This is a genomic window from Micromonospora sp. NPDC003776 (assembly GCF_053605645.1).
Map to the genome: position 1 here is coordinate 1 of NZ_JBSGJR010000024.1, position 12,844 is coordinate 12,844.

18 protein-coding genes are annotated in these 12,844 nt (G+C 70.9%); 6 read left to right on the plus strand and 12 right to left on the minus strand.

The features are described from left to right. Positions 1 to 258 precede the first annotated feature (258 nt). From ACWEVO_RS04275 to ACWEVO_RS04285, 3 genes are all read left to right on the plus strand, one after another. Positions 259 to 1,053 carry a class I SAM-dependent methyltransferase gene (locus ACWEVO_RS04275; protein ID WP_452306128.1) on the plus strand — a complete coding sequence of 265 codons (795 nt, stop codon included), beginning with the start codon at positions 259 to 261 and terminating at the stop codon, positions 1,051 to 1,053. 14 nt (positions 1,054 to 1,067) lie between these two features. Continuing rightward, the gene (locus tag ACWEVO_RS04280) at positions 1,068 to 1,574 is read left to right on the plus strand and encodes a hypothetical protein (RefSeq protein WP_452306129.1); all 507 of its coding nucleotides are present in this window, start codon (positions 1,068 to 1,070) and stop codon (positions 1,572 to 1,574) included. Positions 1,575 to 1,700: 126 nt separating this feature from the next. Then, positions 1,701 to 2,294: a dihydrofolate reductase family protein gene (locus ACWEVO_RS04285; RefSeq protein ID WP_452306130.1), complete on the plus strand. Its 594-nt coding sequence runs from the start codon at positions 1,701 to 1,703 to the stop codon at positions 2,292 to 2,294. 93 nt (positions 2,295 to 2,387) lie between these two features. Here the strand turns inward: ACWEVO_RS04285 and ACWEVO_RS04290 are convergent, their stop codons facing one another. Beyond that, a complete protein-coding gene (locus ACWEVO_RS04290; protein ID WP_452306131.1) occupies positions 2,388 to 2,840 on the minus strand; it encodes a winged helix-turn-helix transcriptional regulator in 453 nt (150 codons plus the stop codon). Between the two features lie 91 nt (positions 2,841 to 2,931). On the opposite strand from ACWEVO_RS04290, the gene ACWEVO_RS04295 reads away from it, so the two are divergent. After that, positions 2,932 to 3,525, plus strand: a complete 594-nt coding sequence (locus tag ACWEVO_RS04295; RefSeq protein ID WP_452306132.1) for a dihydrofolate reductase family protein — start codon at positions 2,932 to 2,934, stop codon at positions 3,523 to 3,525. A 125-nt stretch (positions 3,526 to 3,650) separates the two neighbouring features. After that, positions 3,651 to 4,034 carry a PPOX class F420-dependent oxidoreductase gene (locus tag ACWEVO_RS04300; RefSeq protein ID WP_452306133.1) on the plus strand — a complete coding sequence of 128 codons (384 nt, stop codon included), beginning with the start codon at positions 3,651 to 3,653 and terminating at the stop codon, positions 4,032 to 4,034. A 49-nt stretch (positions 4,035 to 4,083) separates the two neighbouring features. On the opposite strand, the gene ACWEVO_RS04305 is transcribed toward ACWEVO_RS04300, so the two are convergent. The 9 genes from ACWEVO_RS04305 to ACWEVO_RS04345 form a co-directional block, all read right to left on the minus strand. Further along, positions 4,084 to 4,500, minus strand: coding sequence for an SRPBCC family protein (locus ACWEVO_RS04305; protein ID WP_452306134.1), 417 nt, complete (start codon positions 4,498 to 4,500; stop codon positions 4,084 to 4,086). Then, a complete protein-coding gene (locus ACWEVO_RS04310) occupies positions 4,497 to 4,844 on the minus strand; it encodes an ArsR/SmtB family transcription factor (RefSeq protein WP_452306135.1) in 348 nt (115 codons plus the stop codon). Before ACWEVO_RS04310 ends, ACWEVO_RS04305 begins: the two co-directional genes overlap by 4 nt. Before the next feature lie 12 nt (positions 4,845 to 4,856). Further along, the gene (locus tag ACWEVO_RS04315) at positions 4,857 to 5,318 is read right to left on the minus strand and encodes an SRPBCC family protein (RefSeq protein WP_452306136.1); all 462 of its coding nucleotides are present in this window, start codon (positions 5,316 to 5,318) and stop codon (positions 4,857 to 4,859) included. Between the two features lie 109 nt (positions 5,319 to 5,427). Further along, on the minus strand, positions 5,428 to 6,612 hold the full coding sequence (locus ACWEVO_RS04320; protein ID WP_452306137.1) for an RNA polymerase sigma factor: 1,185 nt from the start codon (positions 6,610 to 6,612) through the stop codon (positions 5,428 to 5,430). Further along, positions 6,606 to 6,953, minus strand: coding sequence for a YciI family protein (locus ACWEVO_RS04325; protein WP_452306138.1), 348 nt, complete (start codon positions 6,951 to 6,953; stop codon positions 6,606 to 6,608). The genes ACWEVO_RS04320 and ACWEVO_RS04325 overlap by 7 nt, the downstream gene beginning before the upstream one ends. A 92-nt stretch (positions 6,954 to 7,045) precedes the next feature. Further along, positions 7,046 to 8,266 (minus strand): RNA polymerase sigma factor, encoded by a 1,221-nt coding sequence (locus tag ACWEVO_RS04330; RefSeq protein WP_452306139.1) that lies wholly within the window; start codon positions 8,264 to 8,266, stop codon positions 7,046 to 7,048. Continuing rightward, on the minus strand, positions 8,266 to 8,595 hold the full coding sequence (locus ACWEVO_RS04335) for a YciI family protein (protein ID WP_452306140.1): 330 nt from the start codon (positions 8,593 to 8,595) through the stop codon (positions 8,266 to 8,268). The genes ACWEVO_RS04330 and ACWEVO_RS04335 overlap by 1 nt, the downstream gene beginning before the upstream one ends. A 153-nt stretch (positions 8,596 to 8,748) precedes the next feature. Further along, positions 8,749 to 9,717, minus strand: a complete 969-nt coding sequence (locus ACWEVO_RS04340) for a LysR family transcriptional regulator (protein WP_452306141.1) — start codon at positions 9,715 to 9,717, stop codon at positions 8,749 to 8,751. A 450-nt stretch (positions 9,718 to 10,167) separates the two neighbouring features. Then, entirely contained in the window at positions 10,168 to 10,974 is an 807-nt protein-coding gene (locus ACWEVO_RS04345; RefSeq protein WP_452306142.1) for a class I SAM-dependent methyltransferase, read from the minus strand. 142 nt (positions 10,975 to 11,116) lie between these two features. Here ACWEVO_RS04345 and ACWEVO_RS04350 point away from each other — a divergent pair, with 142 nt between their 5' ends. After that, positions 11,117 to 11,527 (plus strand): hypothetical protein, encoded by a 411-nt coding sequence (locus tag ACWEVO_RS04350; RefSeq protein WP_452306143.1) that lies wholly within the window; start codon positions 11,117 to 11,119, stop codon positions 11,525 to 11,527. A gap of 89 nt (positions 11,528 to 11,616) precedes the next feature. On the opposite strand, the gene ACWEVO_RS04355 is transcribed toward ACWEVO_RS04350, so the two are convergent. Continuing rightward, positions 11,617 to 12,174, minus strand: a complete 558-nt coding sequence (locus ACWEVO_RS04355; RefSeq protein WP_452306144.1) for an RICIN domain-containing protein — start codon at positions 12,172 to 12,174, stop codon at positions 11,617 to 11,619. Positions 12,175 to 12,329: 155 nt separating this feature from the next. Then, entirely contained in the window at positions 12,330 to 12,812 is a 483-nt protein-coding gene (locus tag ACWEVO_RS04360) for a hypothetical protein (RefSeq protein ID WP_452306145.1), read from the minus strand. Between the last annotated feature and the right edge of the window lie 32 nt (positions 12,813 to 12,844).

Here is a 12,844-nt window from a genome sequence, read left to right on the forward strand (position 1 = left end):
CCCAGGCTGCCCCGCGCCGCCCACCGGCACCAGAGCGTGAACACGATCAGCACACCCACCACCGGCCACCGGCCACGCGGAGCCGCCCTGGGCGCAGGATTCCACCTCCACGCCCACGCGACCCCACCCAGGTGGGAAACCATCCCGGAAACCCCATCCGACTCAGGATCCCTAAGCTAATCAGCGACGCTGCCGGTGCAGCGGGACGAGGTGGTCGCGGCGCTTCGCGCGGCGGGCGACCGGCGCGGCGCTCGGATCGTGGCAGCACTGCCACACCACGACGGCGTGCTCGATGCGGCCGCGGTGGAACGGCTGCTGGTGCGCACGCACACCGAACTCCAGCGGATCAACGAGGAACTGCGAATCGCCGAGCAGTTGGCCGAGCTGCTGCGTCCACTGCTGGCCGCGGTGGCCCGGCCCGGTGAGCGCCCACGGATCGTCGATGTCGGCGGCGGCATCGGATACGCGATCCGATGGCTCGCCGTCTCCGGCGTGCTCGGTGACGTGGACCTCTGCGGTGTCGACTTCAACGCCGCGCTCGTCGCCGAGGCGACCAGGCTGGCCGCAGCCGAGGGATTGCCGTGCCGGTTCGTGCAGGGCGAGGCGTTCGCCCTGCCCGGCCCGGCCACGGTGTACATCTCCACCGGTGTGCTGCACCACCTGCGCGGCGACGACCTCGGCGCATTCTTCCGCGCCCAGGCCGACGCCGGCGCACGCGCATACTGCCATTTCGACATCGCGGCCACCCGGCTGGCACCGCTCGGTGCCTGGATGTTCCACCGAGCGCGGATGCGCGAGCCGTTGGGTCGCCACGACGGGGTGGCGTCGGCCCGCCGCGCCCACGCTGGCCATGAGTTGATGGCCGCAGCCGGGTCGGCACCCGGCCTCGTACCGATGTTCTACTGGCCGGTCCACCACAGCAACCCCTGCTGCGCGTCGGTCCGGCCGATCCTGGGGGTGCGCCCACCGGACGTGTCGGCGCTGCGAACCGCGCTCGGCCCGGCCGCGCGCCACTTGGTCACCGAGACCCGGAGCAGGCGCCGGCCATGGTGAGTCCTGCGGTTGCGATGCCGGTGGTTCTGGCCGCGATCGCGGTGGTCGATGGTGTGCTGGCCGGGTTCCGCGCGGCGACCGGCCGCAACGGGCTCATCCGGAAACGCGGCTACTACCTCCTGGCGATGCGGCGTGGGCTCGCCGTCAACGCGGCCGTGCTCGGCTGCCTGGCCCTCGTCCTCGGCGTCACCGTGGCCACCGCGCCCGATCCGGCCACCCGCTACACCGACCTCACCCGGGCGGGCAGCACCATGCTGTGGGTCGTCGGCCCCTTCGCGGCCGTCGTCGTGGCGTCCCTCATCGGGTACGCGGTGCTGCCCCGCCGCGCGGCGACGTTCCTCATCCTGCTCGGCCTCGGGCCGCTGACCCTCATCCGTCCATGGGTCGCCACCGCCGCCGGTCTCGCCGCGGCCTGGACGGCGCCGAATCTGCCCACCGCGGGCTGCGCGGTCCTGGCCGCAGCCGGCGTCCTCGCCGTCGAACCGTCGGTGCACCGCCGCTGGTACGCCGAACCCGCATGAACGCAGCCACCATTGGTATCCGCCCGCGTTCGGCATGTCGAAGTCGGACGCCTGGCTCCGTCCCAGGGTGACGGAGCCGTTTCGCGCCGGGAGGGCGAGCGGCGGGCGACGACCGGGGAGGCCGGGATGCGGAAGGTGATCGCGAACGTGTGGACGACGCTGGACGGGGTGGTGCAGTCGCCCAGCTATCCGGACGAGGACGCGAGCGGTGGGTTCCGGCACGGTGGCTGGCATGCCCGCTACTTCGACGAGTTGTCCATGAACTGGGTGATCGAGAACGTCCGCGGCGCGGGCGGCTACCTGCTGGGGCGGGGCACGTATGAGGTCTTCGCCGCCCACTGGCCGACCGCGCCGCAGGACCAGCAGGTGCTCGCCGAGCCGCTGAACACCCTGCCGAAGTATGTCGCCTCGACGACGCTCGACGAGCCGCTCGGTTGGCGGAACTCGACGCTGCTGCGCGGCGACCTCGGTGCGGCCGTGCACGCGCTCAAGGCGCAGCAGGGGAAGGATCTGCATGTCATCGGCAGCCCCGGGCTCGTCCAGGCGCTGCTGGCCCTGGGCCTGCTGGACGAACTGCGGCTGATGATCGACCCGGTGCTGGTGGGCGGCGGAAAGCGCCTGTTCGGCGCCGACGGCGTACACCGCGCACTGCGGCTGGCCGACAGTCAGGTGACCAGCACCGGCGCGATCATCGCGACGTACGCCGTGGCAGGTGCCTGACCCTGCCGTCCTGGCGCGCCGTGTGGCGTAGCCCATTCCGGCCTCGCTCCGGCGGCCGTCACCGCGCACCGCCGGCGGTGCGGGCCCGGTGCCTCAGGTTGCCGCACCGGGCCCGGGAAGGAGGACGACGTCGCCGGCGTGCATCGGCTCGCCGCAGTGTGCGCAGCGCAGGTCGACGTTGCTGACCTGGCCGCACGCGTGGTGGCGGTACAGCACCGGCGGGCCGGCCTGACCGGCGAGCCACTTGTCGCCCCAGTTGACCATCACCATCAGCAGGTCGACGAGTTCGTTGCCCTTCTCGGTCAGGACGTACTCGAAGCGGGGCCGCTGGTCGTAGGGCCGGCGCTCGAGCACCCCCTGTTCGACGAGGTGGTTCAGTCGCTCGGTGAGCACCTTGCGCGAGATGCCGAGATCCGCCTGGATCTGCTCGAACCGGGTGAAGCCGGCATAGACGTCGCGCAGGACCAGTGGCGACCAGGGTTCGCCGATCACGTCCAGCGTGCGCGCGATCGAGCACGCCATCTCACCGAAGTTCGTGCGCTGCATGACGCCAGTTTAGCAATCAGGGTTCCCTCAAGGAACTCCGACTGCTAGCGTCATGGAGTCTCTTGAAGGAACTCAGAAGAGGGGTGCGGACATGGGCAGAGTTTTCGTCGCGCTGGCGGTCTCGGTCGACGGGTACATCACCGGTCGCGATCCCGGCGCCGGTCGCGGGCTCGGCGACGCCCCGATGCTGTTCGACTGGTACTTCGACGGCGACACCCCGAGCCAGGTGTTCGACGGATTCCGGTTGAGTGCACCCAGCGCCGGGGTGTTCGACGCCATCGCCGGCCGCGTCGGCGCCAGCCTGGCCGGTCGCCACACCTACGACGACTCCCAGTGGATCCACGGCGGCACCCCGCACCCGACCGCGCCGCTGGTCGTGCTCAGCCACCGGCCGGTGCCCGGCATGAGCGACCGCCAGACGCTGATCACCACCGGCATCGAGGACGCGGTCGCGGCTGCGCGGGATGCCGCCGGCGACAAGGACGTCGCTCTCATGGGTGGCGGCGTCGCGACGGCGGCCCTGGCGGCCGGCCTCGTCGACGAGGTGATCCTGCATCAGGTGCCGATCCTGCTCGGCGCCGGCCGGCCCTACTTCCAGTCGCTGCCGGAGCACGTGCGGCTCCGGCTCGTCGACGTCGTCCCGGCGCCGGGCGTGACCCACCTCCACTACGAGGTCCTCCGCTGATCCTCGACCCGGCGGTGGCCACGGCCCACGGCAACACCGCCTTCGCTCCCACCTTCGACCTCGTCCCGACGGTCGCCAGCCATGTCGCGTGCCGCGCCGACAAACCCCGCTGAAGGAGTAACCAGATGCTTGACCCCGACGTACGCCGCGTACTCGACGGCACCTCCATCGCGCACCTCGCCACCGTTCTCCCGGACGGCTCACCCCATACCGTTCCGTTGTGGATCGGCACGCTCGGCGACCGCATCGTCTTCCTCACCGGCCCGGGCTCCCGCAAGGCGCGTAACCTGCGCCGCGACCCGCGGGTGGCGCTCTCCATCGCGCCCGCCGACAACCCGTTCGAGCCAGTCGTCATCCGTGGACGAGTCGTGGAGTGGATCGAGGGTGATGCGGGGTGGCAGATCATCGACGAGATCTCCACGAAGTACCTCGGAGTGCCCTACTCCCGGGAACAGGAACGGGTGGTGGCCGTGATCGAGCCCGAGCGGCAGACCGTCGGGGTCGGCTGAGGATCGGGAGCGACATTCGCGGCGACGCCGACACCGCCGTGCAGTCGGCTCAGCCGGCCGCGGCGGGCAATCGGCCGAGTTGGTGTTCCCAGCCGGCGCGGTGGATGCCGATGAACGTGGCTGGCAGGCCGCGGTGCGTGAGCACGACAGTGGTGTCGTCACCGTCCCGGGTCAGTACGACCTCTACGGTCGATGCGCCGGGTGGCAGGTCGTCGTTGCCGGGGATGCCCCAGGTGAACACGACGCGGTGCGGCGGGTCGACGGTGGTGTAGGCGCCGCTGGCGACGACCTCACCCATGTCGAGCGAGAACACCCCGCCGGGCCGCGGGTCGAGCTCAGCCCGGATGCCGATCCACGTGACGATGAGCGCCGGGTCGGTGAGGTACGGGAAGACAACTTCGGGCGGTGCCTTGATGTGCTCGGTCGCGACGATGACGTCGTCGTGGATCTCGGCGGTCACGGTCACCTCTTCGATGCTGGGGGATGGGCCGTCTCGACGGCCTTCTTCAGGCGGCTCAGGGCGTCGGGCCAGAACTCGGAGAGCAGTTCGCGCACCGGCTCGAGCGACTCGTGGCGCAGCGTGTAGAGGCGGCGGGTGCCCTCGCGGCGCTCGGCGAGGAGACCGGCCTGCTTCAGCACGCCGATGTGCTGACTGACCGCCTGCTGGGTGAGCGTGAAGCTTGCCGCGATCTGGCCCGCAGGCAGCTCGGTGTGCTGGACGAGGCGCAGGATCTGTCGCCGGTGCGGGTCGGCGAGCGCCCGCAGCACCGCATCGGGTGCTGCGGGCGACGGCTGCTGTCGCTCGGTCATCAGATCAGGGTCTCAGGCCCCGAACGGGGTGCCCGTGCCGGTCCTGGCGAAGGCCTCGATGCTCGCCAGGAAGTACGTCCAGGCAGCGACGCAGGCGTCCCAGCACTCGAGCTGCCGGGTCAGGCCGGCGTGCCGGAAGCGCAGCTCAGTGCCGGTGCCGGCGGCGGCGATGTCGAACTCCATCGTCGTGCCGAGCCATTCCTGCGTGTGTCCGGTCGGTGTCGTCCCGTCGAGTGCGACGGGTTCCCAGACCACCCGGGTGGGTCCGGCCGCGAGGACGCGCATCGCGTTGGCGCCGTGCCCGCCGAAGCTGGTTACCAGCGTGCCGCCGACCGCGGCATCGCCCTCGGTCGGACCCCACCAACGGCTCACGCCGGCGGCGGAGGTGAAGAGCGCTGACACGGTTGCGGGGCTGGCGGGAAGGTTCAGGACCGCGGTGAAGTCCTCGGTCCGCGTGCTGCTGGCGCTGGTCACTCGGGCCTCCTCTCAGATTCACAACAACTGGCTTGCTAAAGCATCTGCTTGTGAAAGTAGGCGGCGTCTCACCGCGTGTCAAGCGGCCCTCACCCGGAAGAACTACCGGCTAACCCGAACCTGTCGTGGCTGCCAGTTCCGTCAGCCGGCGCTCGAGGAAGCGCCGCTCGGCGCCGTCGTCGGTGAGTTGTCTCGCGCGTCGATAGGCGTCGCGCGCCTCGGCGGTACGCCCGAGACGCCGCAGCAGTTCGGCCCTGGTCGAATGCAGGTAGCGGAAGTCGTCGAGATCGAGTCGGTCGACGATGCGCAGGCCGGCCTCGGGGCCCTCGGCCTCGGCGATGGCGATGGCGCGGTTGAGCTCCACGACCGGCGAGCCGGTCAGGCGGCCGAGCTCGCCGTACAGTGCCGCGATCTGCGCCCAGTCGCACGGCACCTCGGCGTGCAACGAGGCGATGGCGGCCTGGAGCACATGTGGCCCGCGCCCACCCAGAGCCAGCGCCCGGTCGAGTTCGGCCCGCCCGTCGGCGATCTGCCGGCTGTTCCACCGGCACGGGTCCTGCTCGCCCAGCAGCACGAGCTCGCCGTCGCTGAACCGCGCCTCGCGTCGGGAATCGTGCAGGAGCATCAGCGCCAGCAGCCCGTGAACCTCGGGTTCGCCCGGGAGCAGTTCGGCGAGCGCCCGCCCCAACCAGATCGCCTCCGCCGCGAGCTCGTCGCGCCCGCCGTAACCCTCGTTGTAGATCAGGTAGACGACGGCGAGAACGGCGTCGAGACGCTCGCGGAGCAGGTGAACCGGTGGCACGCGAAACGGGATCCCCGCCGCTTTGATCTTCCGCTTGGCCCGCACCAGCCGTTGCGCCATGGTGCGCTCCGTCACCAGGAAGGCACGAGCTATCTCCTCAGTGGTGAGGCCGCCCAGGGCGCGCAGCGTGAGCGCAACCTGCGCCTCGAGGGCGAGCGCCGGGTGGCAGCAGGTGAAGATGAGCTCCAGGCGCTCGTCGGGAAACGTCGGGTTCGTCGGCGCCTCGGCGTGATCGCCGGCGACGAGCAGGCCGAGCTTGGCGGTGAGGGACCGGTCGCGGCGGATGCGATCCGTGGCGTGATTCCGGGCCGTCGTCATCAGCCAGGCGCGCGGGTTGCGCGGGATGCCGTCGCGGGGCCACCGGCCGGCGGCGACGACGAACGCCTCCTGCGCGGCTTCCTCGGCGAGGTCGAAGTCGCCGAGGAAGCCGATCAGGGTGGCCAGGACCCGGCCCCACTCCTCGCGGAAGACCTGGTCGAGGGTCGCTACCAATACACCTCCGAGGGGCGGATCTCGACGGCGCCACCATAACGCGCCGCCGGGACCCGGGTCGCCACCTCGATGGCCGCGTCGAGATCGTCCGCCTCGAGGATGAACCAGCCGGCGACGGCCTCCTTCATCCCGACGAACGGGCCGTCGGTCGTCAGGGTCCTGCCGCCCTCGACCCGCACGGTGGTCGCGTTCTCGGGCAGGCCCATCGGTAGCCCGGGGGTGACACCCGGCATCTGGTTGATGCCCTGGTAGTCGGCGTGGACCTGCTTCTGTTCCTCCTCGGGCAGCGCGGCCTGGCGCTCGAGCGCGGCACCTTGGTAGATCAGCATGACGTACTTCATCGCGTCCTCCTCGCCACGATCACATGGTCAGGCGATAAGACGAACGAGGAGCCGGGAAATCGACAACCCGACACCGGAAACCTTGATGCGGTTCACGGGCCGGCCAGCTGGTCGCGGCGACGGATCAGGTACGCCCGCTCCGCGCTGTTGCCGGCCAGCCCGATGGCCCGCTCGTACGCCGCCCGCGCCTGCTCGCTGCGGCCCAGCCGGCGCAGCAGGTCGGCGCGGGTGGCGTGGTAGGCGTGGTAGGCCTCCAGCGGCAGGCCGTCCACCTGCGCCAGCGCGACCTGCGGGCCGTCGAGCTCGGCGACCGCGATCGCCCGGTTGAGCCGCACGATCGGCGACGGGTCGACGCGTACCAGCTGGTCGTAGAGCGCGACGACCTGCGACCAGTCGGTGTCGCGCGCGTCGCGAGCATCGGTGTGCACGGCGTTGATCGCGGCCAGGATCTGGTAGCGGCCCGGCGCCTGGCCGGCGGCGAGGCGCGCGCGGACCAGGGCATGGCCCTCGGCGATCAGCTCGCGGTCCCAGGCGCCACGGTCCTGCTCATTGAGGGTGACGAGCTCACCGCTCGCCGACACCCGCGCGGCCCGGCGGGCGTCGGTCAGGAGCATCAGCGCCAGGAGTCCGGCGACCTCGCCGTCCGCCGGCATCAGGGCCCGGAGCAGCCGGGCCAGCCGGATCGCCTCGGCGGTGAGGTCGGTGCGGACCGGCTCCTTCCCGGGGCCGGAGGCCAGGTAGCCCTCGTTGAAGATCAGGTAGAGGACGGCGAGCACCCCGGTGACCCGGGCCGGAAGGTCCTCGCGTAACGGCACGCCGTAGGGGATCTTCGCCGCCTTGATCTTCCCCTTCGCGCGGGTGATCCGCTGGCCCACGGCGGCCTCCTGCAGCAGGAACGCGCGGGCGATCTCGGGCACGGTGAGCCCGCCGACCATCCGCAGGGTCAGCGCGATCCGCGCCTCCATGGCCAGAGCCGGGTGGCAGCAGGTGAAGATGAGGCGGAGCCGGTCGTCGTCGACGGCGCCGAGCGGCTCGGGGATGTCGACCAGCATCAGCGCCTCCCGGTGCTTTTCCTCGCGCCGCGTCTCGCGCCGGAGCCGATCGATGGCCTTGCGGTGGGCGGTGGTGGTGAGCCACGCGCCGGGGCTCGGCGGGACGCCGTCGACCGGCCAGCGCTCGACGGCGGTCGCGAACGCCTCGGCCGCCATCTCCTCGGCGATGTCGAGGTCGCCGACGCGCCGGGCCAGAGCCGCGACCACCCGGGACCACTCCTCGCGGTGGACCCGGGTGATCACCTCGTTGACGTCGCTCATCAACCCAGGAACGGCCGGAGCTCGACCCTCCGGTTGCAGTGCTTCGACCCCAGGGCGGCGAGCCGGAGCGCCACGTCGAGGTGGGGGGCCTCGATGATCCAGAAGCCGGCGATGTGCTCCTTCGACTCCACGTAGGGCCCGTCGGTGAACACCGGCTCCCCGGCCCGGGCGTCGACGACGGTGGCCGTGCTGGGCGACGCGAGGCCGCCGGCGAAGACCCAGTGGCCCTCGGCCTGGAGCTGCTCGTTGAAGACGTCGATCGCGGCCATCTCCTCCGCGGTGGCCAAGCCGGCCGTGTCGTCGAGCACGGACATCAGGTACTGCGCCATCGGGATCATCTCCTGTCGTCGGGTCGCCGCCCTCGGGCCGCCTTCCACCCCTGCTACGAACGCCGCCGCGTTGATCCGACACGCTCGGCTCAGAATCCTCCGGAAATCTTCGTACACCGGGCGGTGCGGTGCTCGTTCCGTTCGTCGCAGCTGTCAGCGGCGGCTGCCCGCGACGGTGTCGGCGCGGCGGCCGGGCGCCATCGCCCAGGACGGGTGCCAGGCGGGCCCGGGGAGCGGTGGCAGGCCTGCCAGATGGTTGATGATCGCTCGAAGCCCCGGGTGCGGATTCGTCCGGGGCAACATGAGCGAGAGCGGGTAGGCGAGCGCCGGGTTCACGATCGGGATGCGGCGCAGGTCGTGGCTCGTCGGCCAGATGTACCGGTCGCGCGCGCCGACGAGGGTGGCCAGGTCGGCCGAGTCGGCGAGAGCGTCGAGGAGCACCTCGTCACCGAAGTTCGGACCGGTCGAGTCGACGCGGAGGTCGAAGGCGTCGGCGAGCTGATCGTAGAACTCCGCCCACTCGCTGCGGGGCACGATGCCCGGCACCCAGATGCGCAGGTTGCTCAGCTGGGGTGGGGTGACTGTGCGTGCGGAGGCGAGCGGATGCCGGGGGCCGACGAGGAGTTCCAGCGGGGAGTCGAAGGCGTGGATCATCCGCACGCCGCGGGGCAGCGTGGCCGCATCGGTGACGGTGCGGAACGCGGCGTCGATGTCGCCTGCCTGGACGGCGGCCGCCACCACGTGCGGGTCGTTGACCCTGAGGGTCACCACGTCGAGGTCGGTTTCCGGATGCGAGCGCCAGTAGTCGTGCAGGAGGACGGCCTGCGCGCTGCGCAGGCCCAGCACGTCGATCCGAAGGGCCCGTGAGCCCGGCCTGACCGCGGTGACGGCACGGTCGACATTCGAGACGACCGCCCGCGCGTGCGGCAGGAACGCCTGGCCGTCCAGCGTCAGCTCGACCCCTCTGGCGGTACGGGTGAACAGGCGGACCTCCAGCTCGCGCTCCAGGGCGGCGATCCGCTTCGAGACCGCCTGCTGTGTCACGCCCAGCTCGTCGGCCGCGTGTTGCAACTGCCCCAGCTCGGCCGCCCGCACGAACGATCGCACTGCCTCGGTGTCCACCGAGCCAGCCTATTCCCGCCCAACCCTTCGTTGTGTCTCGCAGGTTGGCGACCCGAATCGGCCCTCTTCAAGGGGCGGGGACCGCCTTGCACTACCAACAGTTGTCTACGCGCCCCTACTGAGCCGGGTCCCAGGCCACCAGCAGGTCGAAGAGACCTCGGTCGCCGTCGAGCTTCAACGAGTCCAGCGAACCCGGCCGCGACCGGGGCGCGGAAGGCGGTCGACCGTTCGTCGATCAGCTGTAGCAGATCGGGAAACTCCAGGGCCTCTTCACCCCGGCTGTCTGTCACCGTGCCCCGGAAACCGGACAGCGAATCTCCCGCCGACGCGGCGGCGCTCGGCCAGGCCGCGCGAGCCGGGCCACCAGCAGGGCGACGCCGGTGGCGGTGAGGCAGACGGTGATCGCCTGGGTGCCCTTCGGGATCCGGCTCCTCAGGTGGCACGCCGTCCTCACACTGCGGTGGCCCGCCCGGCGGGTGTGCCGAACTGCAGCCGGACGCATACCCGCTCGGTGACCTTGTCGCGTCCGCCGAGGCTGTCGCGGAGCTCGGCGGCGAACGCGGCCCGGCCCTCCGGAGAGGGCAGCCGGTCGGCCGACATGGCGGAGAAGACCCCGCCCACCATGTCTTCCACGCTCAGCGAAGCGTCGTACCGCACCGACGACTCCGCGTACCGGTAGCCGGCGCGAACGAGAGCGTCCTGGTTGCGCCGGCGGCCCACCTCGTCGGTCTGGCATGCCGCGACAGCGGGGTGTCCGAGCAGCCGTTCCAGGCATGCGCGCAGTGCCTCCGACCACTCGGCGTCCTGCAACCACAGCGGGGTGCCGTTGGTGACCACGGCGATGCCGCCCCCGGGGCGCAGCAGCGGCCGGGCGGCTCTGAACAGCGTGTCGCGGTCCATGAAATGGATCGCGACAGCCACGGTCAGGGCGCCGATCGCCCGTCCGCCGAGTAGCCGCCCCAGCGCGGGCACGTCGGTGTCAACGCCGAGCAGCCACATCGCGTTGGTGGTCGCCGCGTCGAGCGCGGCCTGGCGGGCCAGCGCCAGCATGTCCGCCTCCGGGTCCACGCCGATGACGGTCCCCACTCGGGCGGCCAGCGGCAGGCTCAGCTGGCCGGTGCCGCAGCCGAGGTCGACCACGGTGTCTGCGGAGCCGAGGCCGAACGCCGCGACGAGCGCGTCGAGCACCTCCGGCGGATAGCCGCGCCGGTACCTCGCGTAGTACGTCGCCACCTCACCACTGAAGCCCGCTCCCATTCCGACAGCGTGCCCACAGTGGTCGGCGGGAAGCGAGTCATTCTGCTCAGGGCAGCGATGCCGGACGTGGGCGAGAATCGTGCCCGTGAGCGACCTTTACGTGTCCCTGATTCCCACTGACGTCGAGTGGCAGCCCAGCAGGGTGGCGGCCGCCGAGGCGGAGGCGTACGTCCGGCGGGTCTTTCCCGACCCCGACGGCGTGCAGCAGGATGTCACGGTCACGTTCCACGACCGGATCACCGCGGTCGACGCGGGCGAGAACATCCAGCGGATCACGTGTCCGCGCTGCGATCAGCAGATCCCGCTGGACTGGTACGGGGAGCTCATCGAGGAAACAGAGGGCGAGTTCGACAGCCTGATCGTCACGGCGCCGTGCTGCCTGGCGGCTGTCTCGCTGGATTCCGTGGAGTTCGACTGGCCCAGCGGTTTCGCTCGCTTCGAGATCGCGGTCGCCAACCCGGCCCGCGCGGAGTACGCGTTCACCCGCCAGGAAATCGCCGCGATCGAAGCGATCCTGGGCCATCCGCTCCGGCAGGTCGTGGCCCACATCTGACGACGCGCACCACCGCCGTCGGAGAACACCGCGGCAACTCCTGGGGGAGTTGCCGCGGTGTTCATTGCTCGGATCAGGTGGTGCCGGGTTCAGTAGATGTTCCAGCGCTGGTTCCAGTTGCCACTGCAGTCCCAGACCTGCAGGGGTGCCCCGTTGGCGTACCTGACGTCCCGGACATCGAGACAACGGCGGTCAGCGCCGTTCTTCAACATGACCCAGTTGCTGGTGCCGACCCTGACCGGCCACCAGATCTGGTTCGACGCTTCGGTGCAGTCGTACTGCTGCACGGCGTTGCCGTTCCCGAGCCCGAGATCAGCGCGGCGGTCGAGGCATTTGCCGGAGTTCCTGTTGACGATCTCGTAACCGTAGTTGCCGCTCCCGTCGATGTACTTCGACCGCACTAACCACTTCTGGTTCCAGCCGCCCGTGTACTGCCACAGCTGCACCGGGGCCATGTTGGCCGACGACGCGTTCATCACGTCCATGACCATCGTGGTGCTTCCGCCGTTCGCCGGCTTCAGCACGCTGATGTAGTCGACGTACCACTGCGGCCAGGAGTCGGCTTGCGCCGACGCAGGGGTCACCCCCACGGTGAACGCCACCGCGCAGGTCGTGATCAGTGCCGCTAAGGTTTTCCTGATGCGCATCAGATCTCCATCTACTCGTCCGCTCGAGACCTTCCCGGGCAGGTGACGTGCAGTACCGGGACACGTGCGCAGCGAAGCTGCGGAGGTCATCGTCGAGCGGCCCGCCACGGGCGGGCCAGACCTTGAAGGCGAGGGTTAAATGTGCCGCCGCGCGGTCAGCCGGCGTCGAGACCGAGCAGCACCTCGACCGCCTCAGTGGGGGTGTGCGTGAGCAGCCGCGCTCCGTGGTGTTCGTCGAGGAACGCCGCGAGGGCGTCGACCGGCTCGGCCGCCATCAGCGGGTGGTCACCGGTTCGTGGGGTGAAGGCCGCCAGCAGCGCGGCGCGCAGCCCCGCGTCGAGCAGCGGCATCACGTAGGGCGCCCGGACGTCCGGCTCGAACTCCTCTGGGCAGGTGCCGCGCAGGAACATCAGCGACGACACCCGCTGGGTGGGGCTGGGCGGGTCGCCGTCGGCGGTCACGATCGGGCCGAGGCGGAATCCGGGCGCCGCGTCGATGAGGGCATCCAGAACGCCGGTCTCGTTGCAGTTCCACCATCGCCGGACTTCGTCGTCCGGCACGTCCTCGTAGATCGCGACGAGCCGCAGGTCCTGGAGCCAGCCGCGCATGCGTGCCCGCTGACCGGTCGTCGGTGCCATGCGGAGCAGCGTACGGCCGTACGGCGGCTCCG